This is a genomic window from Chloroflexus islandicus, assembly GCF_001650695.1.
GTDB lineage: Bacteria > Chloroflexota > Chloroflexia > Chloroflexales > Chloroflexaceae > Chloroflexus > Chloroflexus islandicus.
The window spans coordinates 242,560-262,756 of record NZ_LWQS01000038.1; the positions used below are offsets into that span (position 1 = coordinate 242,560).

General features: G+C 60.9%; 18 protein-coding genes. 7 read left to right on the forward strand and 11 right to left on the reverse strand.

The genetic code is table 11. From position 1 onward, the window contains the following. Positions 1–2: 2 nt before the first annotated feature. Positions 3–446, reverse strand: coding sequence for a hypothetical protein (locus A6A03_RS05275; RefSeq protein WP_066784434.1), 444 nt, complete (start codon positions 444–446; stop codon positions 3–5). 337 nt (positions 447–783) lie between these two features. Between A6A03_RS05275 and A6A03_RS05280 the strand changes: the two genes are divergently transcribed. Genes A6A03_RS05280 through A6A03_RS05290 form a run of 3 tightly spaced genes read left to right on the forward strand, consistent with a single transcriptional unit; the run spans position 784 to position 2,425 of the window. Beyond that, a complete protein-coding gene (locus tag A6A03_RS05280; protein ID WP_066784437.1) occupies positions 784–1,080 on the forward strand; it encodes a YggT family protein in 297 nt (98 codons plus the stop codon). Then, positions 1,077–1,463 carry a hypothetical protein gene (locus tag A6A03_RS05285; protein ID WP_066784442.1) on the forward strand — a complete coding sequence of 129 codons (387 nt, stop codon included), beginning with the start codon at positions 1,077–1,079 and terminating at the stop codon, positions 1,461–1,463. Before A6A03_RS05280 ends, A6A03_RS05285 begins: the two co-directional genes overlap by 4 nt. Positions 1,464–1,477: 14 nt before the next feature. After that, positions 1,478–2,425, forward strand: a complete 948-nt coding sequence (locus tag A6A03_RS05290; RefSeq protein ID WP_066784447.1) for an ABC transporter substrate-binding protein — start codon at positions 1,478–1,480, stop codon at positions 2,423–2,425. Between the two features lie 10 nt (positions 2,426–2,435). Here A6A03_RS05290 and A6A03_RS05295 read toward each other — a convergent pair whose 3' ends face one another. Next, positions 2,436–2,849 carry an META domain-containing protein gene (locus A6A03_RS05295; protein WP_066784450.1) on the reverse strand — a complete coding sequence of 138 codons (414 nt, stop codon included), beginning with the start codon at positions 2,847–2,849 and terminating at the stop codon, positions 2,436–2,438. Between the two features lie 159 nt (positions 2,850–3,008). Between A6A03_RS05295 and csx15 the strand changes: the two genes are divergently transcribed. The 3 genes from csx15 (at position 3,009) to A6A03_RS05310 (ending at position 5,879) form a co-directional block, all read left to right on the forward strand. After that, the gene (gene csx15, locus A6A03_RS05300) at positions 3,009–3,395 is read left to right on the forward strand and encodes a CRISPR-associated protein Csx15 (RefSeq protein ID WP_066784453.1); all 387 of its coding nucleotides are present in this window, start codon (positions 3,009–3,011) and stop codon (positions 3,393–3,395) included. 8 nt (positions 3,396–3,403) lie between these two features. Continuing rightward, positions 3,404–4,570, forward strand: coding sequence for a cysteine desulfurase family protein (locus A6A03_RS05305; protein WP_066784457.1), 1,167 nt, complete (start codon positions 3,404–3,406; stop codon positions 4,568–4,570). 145 nt (positions 4,571–4,715) lie between these two features. Next, positions 4,716–5,879 carry a C45 family autoproteolytic acyltransferase/hydrolase gene (locus A6A03_RS05310; protein WP_066784459.1) on the forward strand — a complete coding sequence of 388 codons (1,164 nt, stop codon included), beginning with the start codon at positions 4,716–4,718 and terminating at the stop codon, positions 5,877–5,879. Positions 5,880–6,225: 346 nt separating this feature from the next. Here A6A03_RS05310 and mutL read toward each other — a convergent pair whose 3' ends face one another. Both mutL and A6A03_RS05320 read right to left on the reverse strand, forming a co-directional pair. Continuing rightward, a complete protein-coding gene (gene mutL / locus A6A03_RS05315) occupies positions 6,226–8,088 on the reverse strand; it encodes a DNA mismatch repair endonuclease MutL (protein ID WP_066784461.1) in 1,863 nt (620 codons plus the stop codon). Between the two features lie 13 nt (positions 8,089–8,101). Beyond that, entirely contained in the window at positions 8,102–9,076 is a 975-nt protein-coding gene (locus tag A6A03_RS05320; RefSeq protein WP_245668848.1) for a PP2C family protein-serine/threonine phosphatase, read from the reverse strand. Between the two features lie 484 nt (positions 9,077–9,560). Here A6A03_RS05320 and A6A03_RS05325 point away from each other — a divergent pair, with 484 nt between their 5' ends. After that, positions 9,561–11,237, forward strand: coding sequence for a M14 family metallopeptidase (locus A6A03_RS05325; protein ID WP_066784467.1), 1,677 nt, complete (start codon positions 9,561–9,563; stop codon positions 11,235–11,237). A gap of 47 nt (positions 11,238–11,284) precedes the next feature. On the opposite strand, the gene A6A03_RS05330 is transcribed toward A6A03_RS05325, so the two are convergent. The 7 genes from A6A03_RS05330 to A6A03_RS05360 form a co-directional block, all read right to left on the reverse strand. Further along, a complete protein-coding gene (locus tag A6A03_RS05330; RefSeq protein WP_066784469.1) occupies positions 11,285–11,560 on the reverse strand; it encodes a hypothetical protein in 276 nt (91 codons plus the stop codon). A gap of 128 nt (positions 11,561–11,688) precedes the next feature. Further along, complete coding sequence (locus A6A03_RS05335) at positions 11,689–12,474, reverse strand: hypothetical protein (protein WP_216636339.1); 786 nt, start codon at positions 12,472–12,474, stop codon at positions 11,689–11,691. 1,410 nt (positions 12,475–13,884) lie between these two features. Beyond that, positions 13,885–16,281: an NHL repeat-containing protein gene (locus A6A03_RS05340; protein ID WP_066784474.1), complete on the reverse strand. Its 2,397-nt coding sequence runs from the start codon at positions 16,279–16,281 to the stop codon at positions 13,885–13,887. A 274-nt stretch (positions 16,282–16,555) separates the two neighbouring features. Then, entirely contained in the window at positions 16,556–17,305 is a 750-nt protein-coding gene (locus tag A6A03_RS05345; protein WP_066784477.1) for an E3 ubiquitin ligase family protein, read from the reverse strand. 117 nt (positions 17,306–17,422) lie between these two features. Next, a complete protein-coding gene (locus A6A03_RS05350) occupies positions 17,423–17,656 on the reverse strand; it encodes a hypothetical protein (protein ID WP_066784480.1) in 234 nt (77 codons plus the stop codon). 97 nt (positions 17,657–17,753) lie between these two features. Further along, positions 17,754–18,518, reverse strand: a complete 765-nt coding sequence (locus A6A03_RS05355; RefSeq protein WP_066784483.1) for a hypothetical protein — start codon at positions 18,516–18,518, stop codon at positions 17,754–17,756. Between the two features lie 234 nt (positions 18,519–18,752). Beyond that, entirely contained in the window at positions 18,753–20,108 is a 1,356-nt protein-coding gene (locus A6A03_RS05360) for an ABC transporter substrate-binding protein (protein ID WP_066784485.1), read from the reverse strand. Positions 20,109–20,197: the final 89 nt, after the last annotated feature.

A 20,197-nucleotide genomic window follows, 5' to 3' on the forward strand; every position in this document is an offset into this window, starting at 1 on the left:
GGTCAATGCACGCGGTAGAGGACGATGGTTTGCGCGCCGCTGGTATCGCGCAGCATAATTTCGACCCGATCCGGTTGCACAATGCCGCGCGAGAGCGGATCGTAATTGGCCGCCCCTTCGACGTAGTAGTAATAGATATGGCCTTCGTAGCGGAAGCCGCGCAGATTGCTGGCCCGGATCGCCACCCCCGGCTTGACCTCAATCAACGGATCGACGATCGCGCCGCTCAGCCGGCCCTGAATCTCGCGCGTAAGGGGCGTCAAATCGGGTGTGGCAGCCAATGGCGTGCGCGCTGGCATTGCGCTCAGCAACCAAGCGAGCACACCCAGCAGCAAACAAAGTTCAATCCCAATCATCACCGTAAAGAGGCTAAACCGTCGCCAGCGGAATAGCCCTTTGATCGCAATACGCTGCTCTGCGCCGGCTGACACCATTGGCTTGATCATCCCGATTTCTCCGTGCCGATTGCTGAGCTACCATTGCCTGCGGCTGCGACGAAATGTAGGTTGAGAGTAATTTGTAGTTTAACAAATTGCTCTTACCGACGCCATAGGTCTCTAGTCATATTTCGCTGAGAAATATCCACGATTCTGATATGATTCGTTGCGATGAGACTAACGAGACACGACTAGATATACAGGGATCGCCGTTCTCTTGCCATAGCCAATCACGCTTGCGCCGGGGATTGCTTCGCCACCGGCTCGCAATGCCTGACACAGCAGTACATTTGCTTTTACAATGAAAGAGACGAAGAGCGGCAACCATTTGTTCCAAGGAGTTGCTATGCCGTTAGGACAGAAACTGAGAGGGCAAGATGCGATGGCATTCCTCGGCGGCGCGCTGAGCGGGTTGCTGATCGCGCGGCTCGTGCTCAAGCTGCTCGCCGCGCGGCCCGATAGTCCGGCCATTACGTGGCTCTATGCGTTGACCGGGCCGCTCGTGGCGCCGTTTGCGGTGCTCGACCGCGGCCAGCCGCGCTTTGGCGCTATACTGGAGTTGAGCACATTGACCACCTTACTCGTCGTGATCATCATCACCGCGTTAGGCTGGTTGTGGCTGGGAAGGATGCGGCCATCGTGACCGATTATCTCTTGAGCATCGTGTATTGGTTGGGCATCTTGATGCTGATTGGCGTCACGCTGGCCGCAATTGTACTCTGGTTAATCTGGCAACGCCTCCGCAGCCTCAATGTCCCGCCCACCGCCGGCTTTTTCGAGACCATGCACTACTTGCCGATCGCGCTGCCGATCGCGCTCGATCTGCTCGATTTAGGGTTAGATGTGCTGGCAGCGCCGATCAGTTGGGTCATCCTCGACCGGCTCGGCTTGCGCGGGTTGCGCAACAAAGCTGCCATCGAGGCGCTAATCCCATTCACCCAGCCGATTCCAGTCTTTACGATCGGCTGGCTGATTGCCCGCTTGACGGGAGTGGGCAAGACGATCATCCTTGAAGAGCAACAGTAGGGCGAGGGAGGCGTATGGCACAGCAGATCACTCTGGCCCTTGACTGGACGCCCAATACGAACCACATTGGCTTCTATGTGGCGAACAGCAAGGGGTGGTATCAGGATGCCGGTCTTGAGGTAGTGTTACGCTCACCCGAAGAAGACAACTATCAGACTACGCCGGCGGCAAAAGTCGCGCAAGGTGACGCGATGCTAGCCATTGCCCCATCCGAAAGCGCATTGAGCTACTATCTACACCCCGCCAAGCCGTCGCTCATCGCGATTGCGGCCATCGCGCAGCGCGATACGAGCGCGATTGTTGCCTTAGCAAGCAGCGGGATCGATCGGCCAGCGAAGCTAGATGGACATCGCTATGCGTCGTACAATGCCCGTTTCGAGCGGGCCATCGTCGCGCAGATGATTCGCAACGATGGCGGTAAGGGTGAATTCGAAGAAATCTTCCCGCCGAAACTCGGGATTTGGGAGACTCTGCTGAATGGCGTGGCTGATTCCACATGGGTTTTTTTACCGTGGGAAGGGGTGCAAGCCAGACGCGCCGGTATCGCGCTCAACGCTTTCCGGCTCGACGATTACGGCATTCCTTATGGATATACACCGATCCTCCTTGCCCATCCAGAGGCCGTGCGCCAACACAGTGATGCCCTGCGCGCCTTCCTTGCCGCCACCGCTGCGGGTTATCGCTTTGCCGTCGAGCACCCCGATGAAGCGGTTGATCTGCTAATCGCCACCGCCAACCATTCAACCTTGGCCGAGCGAGCGTTCGTTGCCGAGAGTTTGGCCGAATTAGCACCCGCCTTGCTCACCGCCGATGGCCGGTGGGGAATGATGGACGGTGAGCGCTGGCGGGCATTTGTCACGTGGATCGAACAGCAAGGTTTGATTGTTGACCGCAATGGCCAGCCAATCCCGTTAGCGCCGGAAACGTACCGCGAACTGTTTACCAATGCTCTGATAGAGTGATGATACTAGTTTATCGAGTCTGAAATCGCAAGAGTACGTTGCCATCACGATCAAGCAACGAGAGCACACTGTTCTTGAGTTCGTAGCGAGCAGCGGCGGCCAAGGCCTGATGGAAAGCCAGCTCTTGCGCGGTGATCGCATCATCGGCGCAGGCGATCAACGTGCTGGCTATCTGGCTAAAAGCAATAGTTCCGCCGTCAAGCCGGTAGCTGCCGCTAAAGCCGTTGCAGCCGGCAAACCCGCTGGCGCGGTTGTCGGGGCCAAACGTGATCGTTAGTGGCTGGCCGGCAGCGACCGGCGGCTGGCCGTTGATCTCGATCAGTTGCCACTGGCGGTTGGTGAGGTTGGCTGCCGGCGCGGCATTGCCGCAGGCAGCGATCAGCAACGTCACTAAGAGCAGCAGAGCAGGGCGGAGAAGAGGCATCGCGCAGTATCCTTTCAACATCACGCACGAACATTGACACCGGTATGCAGACGGGATCACGCCGGCAAAAGTTCCGGCTACCGGCCAGCGCCACACCGGCGCGCTTTGGGTTACAATAGAATAGGACAGCGCAAGATTGTTTCGTAAAGGTTGCCTGAGATGATAATACTAAATTACGCTCACCCAATCACAGCGCCGCAACAAGAGCAGATCATGAAATTAACAGAAAGACATATTGAGAGAATTATTGATATAACAAGCCAAATCAACCAACAAGAGCCATTCATTCCCCAAATTATCGCCCTTGCTGACGCCGCCGGTCTCTCGGCAGCACAGTGGCAAACAGAAGAGATTCTGATTAATTTACCATCACTCAATTTCATTGCCGCAGCCCTATTAGCCGAACTCCATGGAAGAATGGGCTATTTTCCACCGATTTTGCGCTTGCGCCCAATAGCGGGCGCGCTGCCGCCGCGATTCGAGGTGGCAGAAATCCTTAATCTGCAAGTCTTGCGCGACGAAGCACGCATGCGTCGCGCCCAGTAGAGCAACGTATGAACGATCGCCTGATTTATCTCGATCACGCCGCCACCACGCCGCTCGATCCGCGGGTGCTGGAGGCGATGATGCCGTTCCTCACCGGCATGAGCGGGAATGCGTCGAGCATTCATCAGGTGGGGCGCGCGGCGCTACAGGCGCTTGACGATGCGCGTGAGCAAACCGCGCTGGTGTTGAATTGCCAGCCGAAGGAGATTGTCTTTACCGGCGGCGGCAGCGAGAGCATCAATCTGGCGATAAAGGGTGTGGCGATGGCCTTGCGCGCGCAGGGCAAGACCCATCTGATCAGCAGCGCAATCGAGCACCACGCCGTGCTGCACGCGCTCGATTATCTGGTGGAATACGAAGGGTTCAGCGTCACGCTGCTGCCGGTCGATCGCAGCGGGAGGGTGAACCCAGTCGATCTGGCCGCAGCCATCCGCCCCGAGACGGCGCTCGTTTCGGTAATGTACGCCAACAACGAGACCGGTGTGATCCAGCCGATCACCGAGCTGGCTGCCATCTGCCACGAGCGAGGGGTGCTCTTTCATACCGATGCGGTGCAAGCTCCCGGCCAGTTGCCGCTCGATGTGCATGCGCTCGGCGTCGATTTGCTCAGCTTGACGGCGCACAAGTTTTACGGGCCGCAGGGAGTGGGGTTGCTCTACCTGCGCCGCGGTACGCCGTTGGCGCCACAGATCAACGGCGGCGCGCAAGAGCGGCGGCGGCGGGCCGGCACCGAGAATATCGCTGGAATTGTGGGGTTGGCAAAGGCGCTGACAATTGCCGAGAGCGAGCGGCCTAGCCACACGGCCCGGCTGCGCGCGCTCAGCGACTGCCTGATCGATGGCGTGCTGGCCCGCATCCCGCACTCGTGGCTGAACGGCGATCGTGCCCACCGCTTGCCGGGGATCGCCAACCTTGGTTTTGCCTGCATCGAAACCGAAAGCCTGCTGCTCTTGCTCGACCAGCGCGGCATCTGCGCCAGTTCAGGCAGCGCCTGCACCTCTGGCTCGCTCGAACCGTCGCACGTACTCTTGGCAATGGGCCTCTCGCCCGATGAAGCGAACGGTTCGATCCGCTTTTCGTTGGGCCGGCAGACCACCGAATCCCAGATCGAGACTCTGCTCGACATCCTGCCCGATCTGGTGGCCCAATTGCGCGCCGTGGCGCCGTGTGCGTGAACGATATACAGCCCCAGTGCGCAGATGCAAAACGATAGGCTGGTTGGATGCGAGCGGGCAGCGACAGATACGCTCTTTGCCCCCTCTGAGAAGGCAGCGATCGTGCGACGACGCAGTAGATTGATGACGAGAGGAAGAATTGTCCATGTTTCCCCAGATCACCATCACCGGCGAGCCGTTTGAACGGGGCCGCCAGTACGGGGTCGCGACGGCGGCGCAGGTGCGGCACAGCATTGCCAGCTATGCCCGTTTGTTTGCCTACCGGCGCGGTTTAGACTGGTCGGCGGCCCAACACGAAGCGCTGGCGTATGCGCCGCTGTTAGAAGAAATTGCCCCCGACCTGCTCGATGAGATGCGCGGCATCGCTGCCGGCGCCGGACGCACCCTCGCTGAAATCATTGCCCTCAATGTCCGCACCGAGTTGCTAGCCGGGGTAGGGGTCGGGGTGCATCACCCGGAGGCAACAGCGGCGCTGGCCCGTAACCGGGCCGCCGGGGTACCGCAGCACGTTGAGCAACCGGCCACCGCCAACGGCGCTGGCGATGATGGCGAATGCACCACTGCCGCTGCCGCGCCGCCGGCCACCGCTAACGGCGGGGTTTGGCTGGCGCAGACGTGGGATTGGCAGGGTGATCAGCGGGAGGCGTGCGTGCTGTTGCGGATTATCAGCCCCGATCAGCCGCCGATCTTGACCTTGACCGAGGCGGGGATGGTGGCCAAGATTGGGTTGAATGGGGCAGGCGTCGCGGTTGGGCTTAATCTGTTGCGTTCGCAGGCCGACGGCCAGCGGCAGGGGATGCCGGTGCATATCTTGTTGCGCCAGATGCTGCAAACAACCAGTGTGGCGGCGGCGCGCCAACTGGCCGAGCGTATCCCGGCTAGCGGTTCGTCGTGCATTACGCTGGCCGGCGCCGGCGGCGAGTTGATGGCGTTGGAAATTACGCCGGGAGGGGTGGCCGAGTTACCGGCGCACGAGGGGTTACTGGCCCACGCGAACCACTGCCTCGATGCCGGCGCTGCTGCCGGCGAGTGTGCGCTTGAGCCGACTTCAACCTCGCGTGAACGCTACGGCCGGGCATGGGAGCTGCTGCAGGCCGCTGCCGGCCAGATCGATCTGGCGGTGTTGCAGCGCATCTTGCGCGACCACGAGGGTGCGCCGCGCTGTATCTGCCGTCACCCTGATCCGCGGATTGCCGCGGTTGACCGCAACGAGAGCGTGTGCGGCGTGATTATCGATCTGGCGGCGCAGACGATGCATGTGGCGGCGAATGTACCGTGTTTAGCGCCGTTCGTGCCGGTATCAATCTAAAGACGCAGAGGAGGCAGAGACGCAGAGGTTTTAACGCAAAGGCGCAAAGGGCGCGGAGATTTTTAACGCAAAGACGCAGAGGGCGCGAAGGTCGCAAAGATGTTTTGGGTGGTGGGGTATAAGTGCGTTGGGTGTTGTGGCCTAGTTTTCGGCGTTCTTTGAGGTTTTAGGGAAAAACTCGTGTTTAACACAAAAAGAACGCGGTGGCCATTTAGAAACGACCCCAAGCGTCTTATCATCCCCCAAACAAAAAACCTCTGCGCCCTTTGCGATCTTGGCGTCTTTGCGTTACCCGTCCCCTGCGCCCTTTGCGGCTATGGAGACGGACGGCCGTCCGTCTCTACAATTATACGCGGCGGCCAAATTGCCGCTCAAGCTGGGCCGGTGTCATCAGGATCATGGTCGGGCGACCGTGGGGGCAGGTGCGCGGACTGGCACACTGTTCGAGCTGGCGGATCAGTTGGCGCATCTCTTCGTGCGAGAGCGGCTGGCCGGCGCGCACCGAGGTGTGGCAGGCAAGCGTGATCAGCATCGCCTCGCGCCATTCGAGCGGACTGCTGCCGCCGCGTCCGGCCAGCCGTTCGGCCATCTCATGCAACGCCTGCGCCAATTCGTCGAGCGGGAGGGTGGCCGGCATGGCCCGCACCAGCACCCCGGTACCCCACGGTTCCAGCGCAAATCCCCACTCAGCTAGCTTCTCGGCATTGCCCAACAGCAGCGCACTCGCTTCCGGACTCAGCTCAACCGCTTGCGGCAACAACAACTGCTGCGTCTCCACCGCCCGCTGAGCGTATTGGTTCATCAACTTCTCGTAGGTAATCCGTTCGTGGGCGGCGTGCTGGTCAATCAGATACATCCCCTCCGGCGCCTCGGCGACGATGTAGGTTAAGCCAACCTGCCCCACCACTCGCAGCGGCGGCAACGCCGAGGGCGTGGAGGCCGGCGCTGCGTTAGGCATAGCCACTGCCGGCGCAACCGGTGCAGACGGCTCCGGCGCGACTGGCTCGGCTGCCGGCGGCAACGGCAACGGCGTTGCCAGATGGGCCGCTGGCGCACCGGCATCCCAGCGCGAGCGGTCGCGATCCCACGCCGCGGCGCCAACTCCCCATGCCGATGGTGACGGCGACGGCGGCTCTTGGCCGAGCCGGCGCAACTCGAACCGGCGCTGGGCCGTCGCCGGATCGGGCGCATCCCAGACTGGAATATCGGCCCCACTGATCAGCGCATCGCGGATGGCCCGGCCCAACACGCTATGGACGTGCGCGGCATAGCGGAACTTGACTTCGCTCTTGGTCGGGTGAACGTTCACGTCAATCGCTGCCGGATGCACGCGCAGATCGAGAATCGCGATCGGGAAGCGGCCCTTCATCAACATCGTATGGTAGGCATTCTCGACCACGGCAGCCAGCGCGCCGCGCGGCTGCAACGCGCGCCGGTTGGCGAACAGCGACAGATAGCTGCGCGAGCTGCGGGTCAGATCGGGTGGCGAAATCAGGCCGCGCACCGCTACCCACAACTCATCGGCGCCGGCTTCGGCCTGCACCGGCAACAAAGCGCGCCCCACCTCCAGACCGTACAACTCAACCGCCACCGCGCGCAGATCGCCATCGCCGGCGGTTTGGAACATCACCCGGCCATCAACCACGAGGCTGAAGCTCACTTCGGGGTAGGCAAGGGCGTACTGCTGGACAATCGCGCTGATCGCGCCGGTTTCGGTCGCTTCGGAACGGAGATACTCGCGGCGCACGGGAGTGTTGTAAAAGAGGTTGCGCACCGTGATCGTCGTGCCAACCGGACAGCCGCAGGGCAAGCGCGATTGCACCTCGCCGCCGGCGATGCGCAGCTCAACCCCCAACTCGGCTTCGGCCACACGGGTGACACAGATCACCTGCGCCACGCTCGCGATGCTGGGCAAGGCTTCACCGCGAAAACCCAGCGTGCGGATGGCCCACAAATCTTCGGCGGATTGGAGCTTGCTGGTGGCGTGGCGGGCAAACGCTAGCTCCACTTCATCCGCTGGAATGCCGCAGCCATCATCTTGGACGCGGATCTCGCGCAACCCGCCACCGCGCGCCTCGACCACAATCCGGCGCGCGCCGGCATCGAGCGCATTCTCGACCAGCTCCTTCACCACCGAAGCCGGGCGCTCAACCACTTCGCCAGCGGCGATTTGGGCGGCAATGGTTTCATCGAGCAGACGAATGGGCATAGGCCTCGCCCCGTTATGGCGTACTCGCCGGCAATGGCGTCGCCGTACTCGCCGCCGTCGCGGTCATCACAACCGTTGGCGAACTCAGCAACGGCGGCGGGGTGCGCTGATCGGTCAGCGTCACAAACAGGCTCAAGCCAAGCAACATCACGAGCACAAAGATTGACAGCGTCAGGCCAACCCGCGACAGCGGCTTGGCTGCCGGCGGCGCAGCCACGGTTGGCGCCGGCGGGGCCGCGACTGCGGCAGAATCGCTCTCGCTGACCGTTGGGTCGAGGCCGTCAACCTGCGCGATCACGACGGTAATATTATCCGGCCCGCCACGCGCATTCGCTTCATCCACCAACCGGCGCGTCGCCACATCGAGCGGATGCATACTGGCGATCGCGGCGATTTCATCGTCGGCGAGCAGGCCGTGCATGCCGTCGGTCGAAAGCACAATCGTATCGCCGGGCAAGAGCGGCTCACGGAACAGATCGACCTCGACGTGCCCCAAATGGCCGATGGCGCGGGTGATAATGTTGCGGATAGTGGAAGCGCGGGCCTCTTCGGCGGTCAGCAGACCTGCCGCCACTTGATCGCCGATCAGCGAATGGTCGTGGGAAATCTGGCGGATCTGGCCTTCCCGCACCAGATAGGCCCGGCTGTCGCCGACGTTGGCCACGTAGAGCGTGTTGTGCCAGAAGAAGGCGGCAACAGCGGTGGTGCCCATACTGCCGCGGCCTTCATCGTACACGCGCTGGTTCGCAGTGACAAAGGCGTGGCGCAACCCTGCCGCCGGATCGTCGCCGGGTTGGAAGGTGGCGATGATCGTCTCGACCGCCAGCTTGCTGGCGACCTCGCCGGCCAAGTGCCCCCCCATGCCATCACAAACGACGAGCAGCGTTCCCTGCCCTACTTCGGCGCTGCCATACGCATCTTGGTTGATCTCGCGCCGTTTGCCGGTATCTGTCCGGGCACTGTACCGCACGCGCATAGGCGACCCCATTGCCTCCTTGCTGACTTGCCAGCAGTATACCATACGGCGCGGGCAGTGAAGTTTACTGCGGAGGGTTGGGTTTACCGCAGGGGGCGCTGAGGTGAAGATTTACCGCAGAGGGCGCTGAGGACGCAGAGGGAGATACCTACGATATACGCTTACCCATCCCAATACCGCTGCACCCCTGCGGGAAAACACCAGCAACCGGCAGGAGCGTTTCAGATCCGGCGCCCGGCCCTTCAGTGCCGGGGCTAGGGGTGCGAAACCCGCTGCGCGGGCTGACGGCCCCCACCCCCAGCCCCTCTCCTGCTGGGGGGAGGGGTGATGAGGAGCGTAGTGCCGGGCTTTACGGTTGCCATCGACCACAGGTTCTATCTACCTCTTAGCAGAAGCGCAGAGAGGGCGACAGCGCGCTGTCGCCCTCCCATCTCTCGCCACCGTTTCTATGGTACTATAGAGAGGTAAAATCTTTGATTGAGCAAGGATTTGCGCGATGCCAACGATCGATTTCACCCGCTACTACCGTCCGCACGAAGTCGAAGCCGCCTTGCAGGCATGGGCCGCCGAATACCCGCAGCTCTGCTCGTTGCGCAGCATCGGCACCAGCTACGAAGGCCGCCCGATCTGGCTGATGACGCTCACCAATCAAGCCACTGGCCCCGACGACGAAAAGCCGGCGTTCTGGCTCGACGCCAACATCCACGCGACCGAAGTCACCGGCTGTATGGGTGCGCTGCACGTCATTCAGACCGCGCTGACGCAATACGGCAGCGATCCCAACATCACCGCGCTGCTCGATGAGCGCGCGCTCTATATTGTGCCCTGCCTCAACCCCGACGGCATGGAACAGGCGCTGACCTCGCCGGTCTATGTGCGGTCGGGCACCCGCCGCTACCCCTTCACCGACGATCGCGACGGGTTGTACCCCGCCGACATCGACGGCGACGGCCTGATCTTGCAGATGCGCGTGGTTGATCCTGACGGCGGCTGGAAGGTGAGCGAGCGCGATCCGCGCCTGATGCGTCCGCGCGCCCCCGACGAGCGCGGCGGCACCTACTACCGGGTCTACACCGAAGGCTACATCCGCAACTACAACGGCTACGAAGTCAAGATCGCCCCGCCAGCCCAAGGTCTCGACTTCAACCGCAACTTCCCCTACATTTGGGCGCCGGAAGGGGTGCAGCGCGGCGCCGGCCCCTACCCCGCTTCCGAACCAGAGATTCGGGCCGTGGTCGAGTTCCTCACCTCGCACCTCAACGTCAGCAGCGCCATCTCGTACCACACCTATTCGGGCGCAATCTTGCGGCCCTACTCCGACAAACCCGACGATCAGATGCCGATCGACGACCTATGGACGTACAAAGAGCTGGGGCGGCGCGGCGAAGAGATCACCGGCTACAAGCACGTCTCGGTCTACCACGGCTTCCGCTACCACCCGCGCGAGGTCATGCGCGGCGCATTCGACGACTGGGCCTACGAGCAGCTCGGCATCTACGCCTTTACGGTGGAATTGTGGGACATGATCGGCGAAGCGGGGATCAAAGATCGCGACTTCATCGAGTGGTTCCGCGACCACCCCGAAGAAGACGACCTCAAGCTGCTGCGCTGGAACGACGAACAGCTCGGCGGCGCCGGCTTCGTCAACTGGCGACCATTCGACCACCCGCAGCTTGGCCGGGTCGAGATTGGCGGCTGGATCGAGCGGCGCACCTTCGGCAACCCGCCAGAGCCATTCTTGCTGCGCACCCTCGAACCCAACACCCGCTTCGTGCTCGCGCTTGCCCAGACCGGCCCGCGGCTCGAACTGCGCCACGTGCAGGCCGAACCGCTCGGTGACGGTCTTTACCGCCTGCAAGCGGTGGTCGCCAACAGCGGCTACCTGCCAACTTATGGCAGCCGCAAAGCCCAAGAGGTCAAGGCGGTGCAACCGATCGAGGTGGAAGTGAGCCTGCCGGAGGGAGGCGCGATCATCAGCGGCGAACAGCGGCAAGAGATCGGCCAGCTCGAAGGGCGGGCCAACAAACGGGCCTTGTGGGGCGGCAGCTTCCCCACCGACAACCTCCGCCGCCTAACGTGGACGATCCGCGCCCCCGCGGGGAGCAACGTCACCATCACGGCCCGCGGGCAGCGCGCCGGGGTCGCGCGGGCAACGGTAGTGATGGGGGAGTAGGGGAACGGGAGAGCGGCGCGGCTTCCTGCCGCGCCGCTCGTTATGCGTTAGCGGGTAATTGCCGGCACAAACACCCGGAACGCATTCACAGTCTGATACGAGGCCACATAATTGGCCAGCGGATTGTTACCGGCGTTGATAAAGCTGCCACCTACATATAGGTTGCCATCAGGAAGAACCGCTAGTGCGGAGACAGTACTATCCAGCGCGCCATTGCCGCTGCCATTGCTCCCCAACGCGCCCCACCTCTGCGTCGCCGGATCCCACACCGCCACCCTATCAGCTTCAGCAATACCGCCAGCATCGGTAAACCAGCCGCCCATGTGCTCAGGGTGACATAACGAAAGAAGGTTGGCATGGTGATGACTCCTGAGATCAAGGGCCGTCGCCGGCAACCACTGGCGCACCGCGACGCGGCTGTGCGAGGACAGCCGCGCCGGGGGAAATATCGCTATGACTGCGGCAACCGTTCGTAGAATCGGCGGATACGATTGCACACATCGAAGAATTGTGAGCTTTCCACGAATGCGCCCCAATCGCCATCGAAAAAGGAAAGATACGGAGGAAGAATCCAGTAAGAACCAGTGCTAATGGCGTTACGCAAGTGCTGTGCATCGCTTGAATGGAAGAAATCACGGAACGGCCTGAGAATATGATCATCCGGCAGTTCAGCAAGCGCCGCCTCAATACCTTCATCACGCATCAACACGAACGCAGCATACGCTACCATTGCAACCACAGCCTTGTATTTGATAGAGTGGGCTTGAATAGAGTTGATTCCACTATGATAAGGGAATAGTGTATGATCCATATAATGAACATCTATCGCTAACACAAACAGGCTATAACCCACATCCATCTGTAGAGGAGTTTTCGTTTTACGATCTTGCAATGGTGCAAGCGCATTTATGATTTGATCAGGTGTAATACTGTTCATTGGCGCAAGGTACCCATTCAGATTTACCAATTTCTGCAACTGGAGTGCTATTGCCGGTTCTTCAATTACCAAGCGCTGTAACTGTTTCTGAACCTCGCGTTGCGCCATTGGGTCACTTGGATTTTTGCTTACCTGTTCAACAGCTTTGCGGAGTTCAGGTTTCTTACGGATTGCATTGAAAAGTAAACTAAAGAAACTTGGTAGCGCCTCGTATGCTTTTTCAACCGGGATTTCAGCAGCTCGGTTAACCATTACCATAGCTAATGTTGTCAAAAAAGCCAAGAGTACCGGATCCATCATTCCACCTCCACAAGTTCATTTCAACAAGTAGACCGCCGTGAACGCAGCTTGCGCCAACGTTATTGCTTGCCCTGAAACAAACACCGATGGATGTCATTTTACCCCCCCCATTACCACAGCATTACCAATATAGCTATGTAGTGAATACATGATGAGATTCACTTAGTCGATAATACGCAAGATAACACGGGGCGCGGGCCGCTGGCCCGCGTATGGTTGGCGAGAAAGTTGGGGCGATGAGGCAGGGACTCCGCTGACGCGGGGGATTGCTTCGGGCGCTTCGCGCCCTCGCAATGACATGGGGGGGCGGGAAGAATGCGGGCAAGGATCGCTCCCTCTGAAGAAGGAGATTGCTTCGGCGCGCGGGCAGCGCCTTGCGCTGCCCACGCACCTCGCAATGACATTGGGGGGCGGGAGGTGCGCTCACCTACTGTCATTGCGAGCCGAGCGCAGCGAGGCGAAGCAATCCCCTGCTCTAGCGAGAGGGGTGTGCTGGCAGGCATGGCTCCCGCTGAAGAGGGAGATTGCTGCGGGCGCGGGGTCGCACAGCAGCGCTGTGCGCCTACCACGCCCCTCGCAATGGCATGGGGGGTGGGAAGAATGCGGACAGGCATGGCTCCCTCTGAAGAAGGAGATTGCTTCGGCGCGCGGGCAGCGCCTTGCGCTGCCCACGCACCTCGCAATGACATTGGGGGGCGGGAGGTGCGCTCACCTACTGTCATTGCGAGCCGAGCGCAGCGAGGCGAAGCAATCCCCTGCTCTAGCGAGAGGGGTGTGCTGGCAGGCATGGCTCCCGCTGAAGAGGGAGATTGCTGCGGGCGCGGGGTCGCACAGCAGCGCTGTGCGCCTACCACACGCCCTCGCAATGGCATGGGGGGTGGGAAGAATGCGGGCAGGGATCGCTCTCGCTGACGGAGGAGATTGCTGCGGGCGCGGGGTCGCACAGCAGCGCTGTGCGCCTACCACACGCCCTCGCAATGACATGCTGGCACGAAGCGCCGGTAGCCCGCGTTACTTTGGAATGCGGCCGTGGTACTGCTGCACTCCACAAGCGTTGCACTGGTTCTGACCCAACCCCCGATCACTCTGGCCATCTTGGCATGCGGCAGTGGTACGGCCGCACTCCATAACGCGGCATCGACCATCATGCGCGCCTGATGGCTACCTTAGAATGCGGCAGTGGTACTGCCTCCATAGGCGCTTCACCGGTTGAGCGCCGGCCCCGAGAGGAACAGGCTACAGATGTGAGGAATTGAGGGCGTTGGTGATGCGATATGTGCAGGATAGCTACGATGATAGCGAGTATGGCAGGTTGGTTGCCGCTCTCTACACTAGTGCTGCACCTGATCAGAGTTGGTCGCCTCATGCGCAAATAAAACATTTCATTTGCGCTAAACCATCCGCTTAGGGTCATTCAGTCAGAGAATACACGACAATATAGTCAGCCCTTGGGTTCTGGCCGGCATTGGTGAAGTTGCCGCCGATGTACAGATCATTGCCCATCACGGCCAGCGCAAAAACCTCACCATTCAACGCGCTCTCGCCGCGGCCATTGTCGCCCAACGCCGACCATTGCGCGCCATTCCACACTGCAATGTTGTCAGCGGCTGGCATCCCGGCGACGTCGGTGAAAAAGCCGCCCACATACAGGTTGCCCTTGCTGTCTACCGCCAGCGCGTTGACACGATCAGCCATCGCACCGTCACCGCGGCCATTGCTGCCCAGCGCCGACCATTGTCGTGTGGTCACATTCCAAACAGCCACGTAGTCGGCTTCGGCAATGCCGGCCACGTCGGTGAACGCGCCGCCAACGTACAGCTTATCGCTAGAAACCACCATCGCGGTGACTTCGCCGTTGAGCGTGCTGCCGCGACCATCATCCAGCGGCGCCCAACGGGTACCGTCCCACATTGCGATGAACGAGATGGTTGGGTCGCTGGCACTGGTGAATGAACCGCCGATATATAAGGCGCCATCTATCACCGTCATTGCCCACACGGCGCCCCGCACTGCGCTGTCACCGCTGCCTAACGCTTGCCAATCAGCGCCATTCCAGACCGCCACATTATCAGCTTCAGGAATGCCTGCCGCATCTTGGAAGAATCCAGCAACGTAAAGATTGCCATCTTCAGCAATGAAAAGAACAGTCACCATATTCGTAAGCGCGCCATCGCCGCGGCCATTGTCGCCCAACGCCGACCATTGCGCACCGTCCCACACCGCGATATAGTCGGCAGCAGGGCCAGCCGCATCGGTAAACCAGCCGCCGGCGTAGAGGCGTGTGCCGTCGTGGCGCAGAACATTGATCTGGAGACCGTGTTGAAAAGCGCCTTGCGGATCAAGGTCTGACCACGCTTGACGAGTTGAATCCCACATTGCTGCAAAAGGAGCAGCGCCCGCTTCGGCGAAATTGATCCCGCCGCTGGCCACGTAGACCTTATCGTCGGCAAACGTGATGGTACGCACCGGCGCGGTTAACACGCCGCCAGCGACGTGAGGAAGCGCTTGCCAGCGCGCACCATCCCACAGCGCAACGTAATCGGCAGCATCAATCGCTGCGACGTTGCTAACATTTCCGCCAACATATATCTGATTGCTCTGATCCACCGCGAGAGTAACCACAATATTGCGCAGGGCGCCATCGCCGTGGCCATTGCTGCCCAATGCGGCCCATGCCGCGCCATCCCACACTGCTACATAGTCGGCAGCCGCAATGCCAGCGAGATCGGTAAATGCGCCGCCGACATAGAGATTGCCGCGATGATCAAACGCTAAGGCATACACCTCGCCTGTTAGCGGGGTAAAATCGCTCCGGTCGCTCAATGCCGCCCATTGTGCGCCGTCCCACACTGCCAGATAGTCCGCATGGGCAATGCCCGCTATATCGGTAAACAAGCCGCCCACATAGACCTTATCGCCAGCCACGACAATGGCCGCAACGAGATGGTTCAGCGCGCCATCACCTTGACCATTGCTGCCTAACGCTGACCAGCGCCGGCCATCCCATGCGGCAATAAAGTCAGCCGCTGCAATGCTCGCGGCATCTTGGAAGAGACCGCCAGCATACAAAATATCGCCAGCAACCGCCAATCTGCTCACTGCGTTAGCCAATGCGCCATCGCCTTGCCCATTGTCACCGAGCGCAGCCCAGCGCCGGCCATCCCACACCGCCACATAGTCGGCAGCAGGAATACCGCTGGCATCGAGAAAGTTGCCGCCTACATACACCCGTTGGCCCGCGATCGCGATGCTCGCTACCGTCCCTTGGATCGCACCATCGCCTTTGCCATTATCACCAAGCGCAGCCCAGCGCCGGGTCGTTGTATTCCAAACTGCCACCCCATCAGCCTCGGCAATACCGGCAGCGTCGGTAAAGGAACCACCCACATAGACCAGATCGCCAGTGACAACAATGGTAGACACCAAGGCATTCAGCGCACCAAAGCCATTCGCGCCGCCGAGCGCCGACCATTGCTGGGTGACAGGGCTCCAGACCGCCAGATAATCAGCTTCGGGAACGCCTGCCACATCAGTGAACGCGCCGCCAACGTACAGATTGCCATCGGCATCATCGGCATCAAAGGCGATCGCAGCCACAAGATCATTAAATGGCACTCCTGCATCACTGCCAAGGTGGCGCCAGTTGGCGCTGTCCGGCGCCGCCGGCGTAACCGGACTCGATGAAGTATTTAATGGAAGGGGTGGTTGTGCCGGCAAATGACTGACACGCAACGCGATGACAATACCCGCTGCCGCAATGACGATCATACCCGCTACCACAAGCATGATCCGGAATCGGTTATCCATACCTTCCCCCTCGCAACGATTGCCGGTTGGCATTCATATCGTCCCAAAGCCATTATCGAGCCGTTCTGGCTAGTGGGGCTGGTTCAAGCGGGAAGACAGGATGTTAGCCGGTGACGGAAGCGAGCGAGGATGGTATCGTTGCCACTAGCAGATCTTGGCACGATCAATCTACATCACTTCAGTATCGCTGGAGAGGGAGCGGGTACAGATCGACTGGGATTCAGAAGGGCAGCGCTGGCGCAACTGCCCTCCATGCAACGATGTAGCGGATACCCTACCCCGCCAGCATGCCCCACACGACGAGGGCGACCCCAATGACCCCGCTGGCGATCGCGGCATAATTCATATTGCGCGCCCACGTTGCCGCCGACGCGGCCAGTTCTTGCTCGCTTTTACGGCTAATCATAAAGGTTTGTTTGCTATTCGCGGGATGGCGAGCGATCGCGAGCCGGCCACCCTGATCGATCGCCGTGCCGAGCACAAACACACGCGCACCCACTTCCAACCCGCGCTCGAATTCGCGCCGGCCTAACGTGCGGGTTGCGCCTGTCCACGGCTGGGGCGTCTCGACAAACCGGTTGCCGGTTTCGATCACCTCTAGCGTCGCCCCATCGGGCAACACCTGCACGTGACCACGCTCGTCGCGCACTAGAAACGGCGCGCGCCGTTCATTCTGCTCGATCTGCTCGCTGCGCCGCTCAACGCGGGTCTCTGGCTTGCCATTGGTCGTCGTTGTCACCCGTTCTTCGTACTCGCGGTTAACGGTGTAGGTATAGGCGACCAGTGGCTTCCCTGAGATCGGGCCGGCCAGCGGCGTCGCGCACTCGATCACGCCTTCGACTTCGCAGGGTTGGGTAAAGCCGCTTGCACCCAGTGCGGCGGTAATGCGCTGGTGAATGGCCGCCAGCGTCGCAGTATCATAGGTCTCTACTGCGTTGAGGGTGTGAAGTTTATTGGCATTGGCGCGGGCGACGAAGAAAAAAATAACGGCCAGCACCAGCAATAAGACGCCGCCGATAACCATGGTTCCTCCTTAGGGGAATGCGCGCTGCGATTGATGATGATCCCAAGGAAAAAAGGTGCGGGCAGAGCGTTGCTCTGCCCATAGATTTGGGCAGAGTGCTGCTCTGCCCGGACAGACTTAGTTATCCTTCTTGCCGCCCAACAACCCGCCGAGCAATGTCTTCGCCGCATCGATTTGCTCAGCGAGCGCGCCAACATCGCCCTTCAGCACCTGATCAATCTGAGCGGCGATCGGATCGGGCAGCTTGTCTTTCAAGAAGCCGACCACAACATCAACCGCCTGCTGCGCCTGCTCGGCGCTGACCCCCGTCTTTTCCCGAATCAGGTCGACCAGCGTCTTGCCCGAACTCATCGTAGTAGCTCCTTTGGTAGAAAGCCCTCCCCAACAATTGTAGTATAGCATCTCGCGTCAAGCGTGGCAGCGGTAGGGGCGGAGCAGTGCTCCGCCCCTACCGCGCGGTGCGAAAGAAGGTCACCATGTCGAGCATACCGTACAAGCTGGCGCTGGTGAAGGTAATGCTCGTGCCGCCGGTATGGCGCAAGACCAGCTCCTCCCACGCCGGCAATTCGGCTTCAGCTTGAGCAGCCAGCGCCGGATCGGCGAAATAGCCAAGCGTGACGTGCGGCAGATACGGCTCATACGCAGCAATGCCGAAGCGATGGCGAAAGCTGGCATTCCACGCGCTGCGCAGCTCGACCAGCATGGCGAAGGCTTCGCGAGTAGCCGGCGTCGGGGCCAGCAACGCTACTAAGGCCGACTGCTGCACGATGACCAGCCGGTTGACGGTAAAGCCCACTTGCCATCCCCGCCGGCGGATGAGCGGCGAGCCGGCGATCGTGCCGCTGATCAGATTGCCATGGCTGAGCGCGCCGGGAATATCGAGCAAGAGGTCATCCATGCGCTGGCGCGCCTGTGGCAGTGCTTGATCAACATTCCCATCGTTTGGCCCATCCCACAGCGTCACGTGATAGGTCGCCGGCGGCAGCGCGCAAAACAGGTACCGGCGCAAGAGCGCATCCGGATCGAGAACACACATCGCCGCGCGCAAACCGCGGTAGAGAGTATATTCCGGGATGGCGTCGAGCGCGCAGTCGAGCCGCAACCACGGCCCGTCACGGCGCAGCCCGATGTTGTCGAAGAGGATGGTTAAGCCGCGATAGGTGGCCCAGCGTGGCGTGAACCCGGCGATTTTGGGGTTGGCGATGGTCAACATAGTGACCAAAACATTCTGTTATGAGCTGAAGACGCAAAGGCGCAACAAGGGTTTACCCACCTGCTTTGAATTGTTACGCCTTTACGATTGGCATGACTTCCTCTTCGCGGAGAAAAGTGTTCACAAGGGTTGCCTACGAACGAACAGATGGCGGCGGTGACGGCAGAAGATTGCGCAGGCAAGGGCGGGCAGCGATAGAGCGCTACGCTCTCGCAACCCGCCCTTGCCAAACGATTAACCCTCGCGCGCCTTCAGATCCTCGAGGATCGGCTTAGCGCCCTGCGCCAGTTCATCATTCACCGCGGCGAAGACCGCGCTCGGCGCTTCGCCGTTGACGATGATCCGCTCAAGGCCCTTGCCGATGATCTGGTCGCCGTTGCGCACGAAGACGCGCGCCGCATCTTGGGCCCGCGTCTTGGGCAACTGATCAACCGCCGTCTTGAAGTTGGGGTTCTGCTTAAAGAACTCGACCATCTCCGGCGTCTGCTTGGTGCTGATCCGCACCGGCATGTAGCCCGTGCTGCGCGCCCAAATGCCGGCGTTGGCAGTGCTGGTGGCAAACGCGATATACTTCATCGCCGCCAGTTGCTTTTCGGCTGGGGCGCGGCTGACGATCGCCAACCCGGCGCCGCCGGTCGGGCAGCCGAAGTTGGTCTCTTTGGGCAGGAAGCCGACACCGACCGGGAAGGTGGCAGTAGACTGAATACCGGCCAGCGCGCCGGTCGAGGCCATCATCGAGGCAATCGCACCGCCGAGGAAGTCTTGGTTGAGGTTGGTGTTGAGCACTGCCCACTTGTTCTTGACCACGGTGTCTTGGTAGAACTGGGCCGCCCGCAGCGTGTTGGGGTCGGTCATGGTCATGGTGAAGTCGGGCTGCGAGTACTGGCCGCCAAACTGCCAGACCACGCCTTGGAACAGCCACGCGATGTAGCTGGCGCCGTTGGGGTGGCCAAACGCGGCCCGGCTGCCATCGCTCTTGACCAGCTTCGGCGCCCACTCGCTAAACTCGGCCCACGTCTCAGGCGCGCGATCGGGCAGGCCCGCCTCGGCCCAGATCGCCTTGTTGTAGTAGAAGAGCGGCGTGCTGCGCGCGAACGGGATCCAGTAGTGAACACCCTTGCGCACGCCTTCGTTGAGCAACACCGGCTCGAAGTCGTTGAAGTCGAGGTTGACCTGCTTGGCCAGATCGTCGAGCGCGGTGATCGCGCCAGCCAGATAGAAGCCGAACCACCACACATCCGAGAGCAGGATCACATCGGGCGTGGTGTTGGCCTGCAATGCTGCCGTAAACTTCTGCGCCGTCTCTTCGTAGCTGCCTTGGAACTGATACTCGACCTCGACCTCGTTCTGCGACTCGTTAAACGACTTGACCATCGCCTGCTCGGCTTCACCCAGATTGCCGCTGAACGAGCCCCAGTAGGTAATCTTGACCTTCGAGCCGGGTTGGCTAACCACTGCCGGAGCTTGGGTGGCCTGCGTTCCCGTCTGCCCGCCCTGCCCGCTCTGGTTGCCACAAGCCGCCAACACCGCCGCACCGCCACCTGCCATCATCAGGCGCAACAACTCGCGCCGGGTAAACGTCCGCTTCATGCTCGCTCCTCGTGTGACATCTGCGAACCTACGAACCCGCGTGAACGTCGAGCGTTCACTCTATTGCATACGGCCCACTGCCGTGATGC

Coding starts and splice junctions, on each gene's coding strand:
- A6A03_RS05345 (WP_066784477.1), bottom strand. CDS start 17,305: ATGGTTATCGGCGGCGTCTTATTGCTGGTGCTGGCCGTTATTTTTTTC.
- A6A03_RS05335 (WP_216636339.1), bottom strand. CDS start 12,474: ATGATGGATCCGGTACTCTTGGCTTTTTTGACAACATTAGCTATGGTA.
- A6A03_RS05280 (WP_066784437.1), top strand. CDS start 784: ATGCCGTTAGGACAGAAACTGAGAGGGCAAGATGCGATGGCATTCCTC.
- A6A03_RS05355 (WP_066784483.1), bottom strand. CDS start 18,518: ATGTTGACCATCGCCAACCCCAAAATCGCCGGGTTCACGCCACGCTGG.
- A6A03_RS05325 (WP_066784467.1), top strand. CDS start 9,561: ATGCCAACGATCGATTTCACCCGCTACTACCGTCCGCACGAAGTCGAA.
- A6A03_RS05295 (WP_066784450.1), bottom strand. CDS start 2,849: ATGCCTCTTCTCCGCCCTGCTCTGCTGCTCTTAGTGACGTTGCTGATC.
- A6A03_RS05330 (WP_066784469.1), bottom strand. CDS start 11,560: ATGGGCGGCTGGTTTACCGATGCTGGCGGTATTGCTGAAGCTGATAGG.
- A6A03_RS05305 (WP_066784457.1), top strand. CDS start 3,404: ATGAACGATCGCCTGATTTATCTCGATCACGCCGCCACCACGCCGCTC.
- A6A03_RS05320 (WP_245668848.1), bottom strand. CDS start 9,076: ATGGGGTCGCCTATGCGCGTGCGGTACAGTGCCCGGACAGATACCGGC.
- mutL (WP_066784461.1), bottom strand. CDS start 8,088: ATGCCCATTCGTCTGCTCGATGAAACCATTGCCGCCCAAATCGCCGCT.
- csx15 (WP_066784453.1), top strand. CDS start 3,009: ATGATAATACTAAATTACGCTCACCCAATCACAGCGCCGCAACAAGAG.
- A6A03_RS05340 (WP_066784474.1), bottom strand. CDS start 16,281: ATGGATAACCGATTCCGGATCATGCTTGTGGTAGCGGGTATGATCGTC.
- A6A03_RS05310 (WP_066784459.1), top strand. CDS start 4,716: ATGTTTCCCCAGATCACCATCACCGGCGAGCCGTTTGAACGGGGCCGC.
- A6A03_RS05360 (WP_066784485.1), bottom strand. CDS start 20,108: ATGAAGCGGACGTTTACCCGGCGCGAGTTGTTGCGCCTGATGATGGCA.
- A6A03_RS05350 (WP_066784480.1), bottom strand. CDS start 17,656: ATGAGTTCGGGCAAGACGCTGGTCGACCTGATTCGGGAAAAGACGGGG.
- A6A03_RS05290 (WP_066784447.1), top strand. CDS start 1,478: ATGGCACAGCAGATCACTCTGGCCCTTGACTGGACGCCCAATACGAAC.
- A6A03_RS05275 (WP_066784434.1), bottom strand. CDS start 446: ATGATCAAGCCAATGGTGTCAGCCGGCGCAGAGCAGCGTATTGCGATC.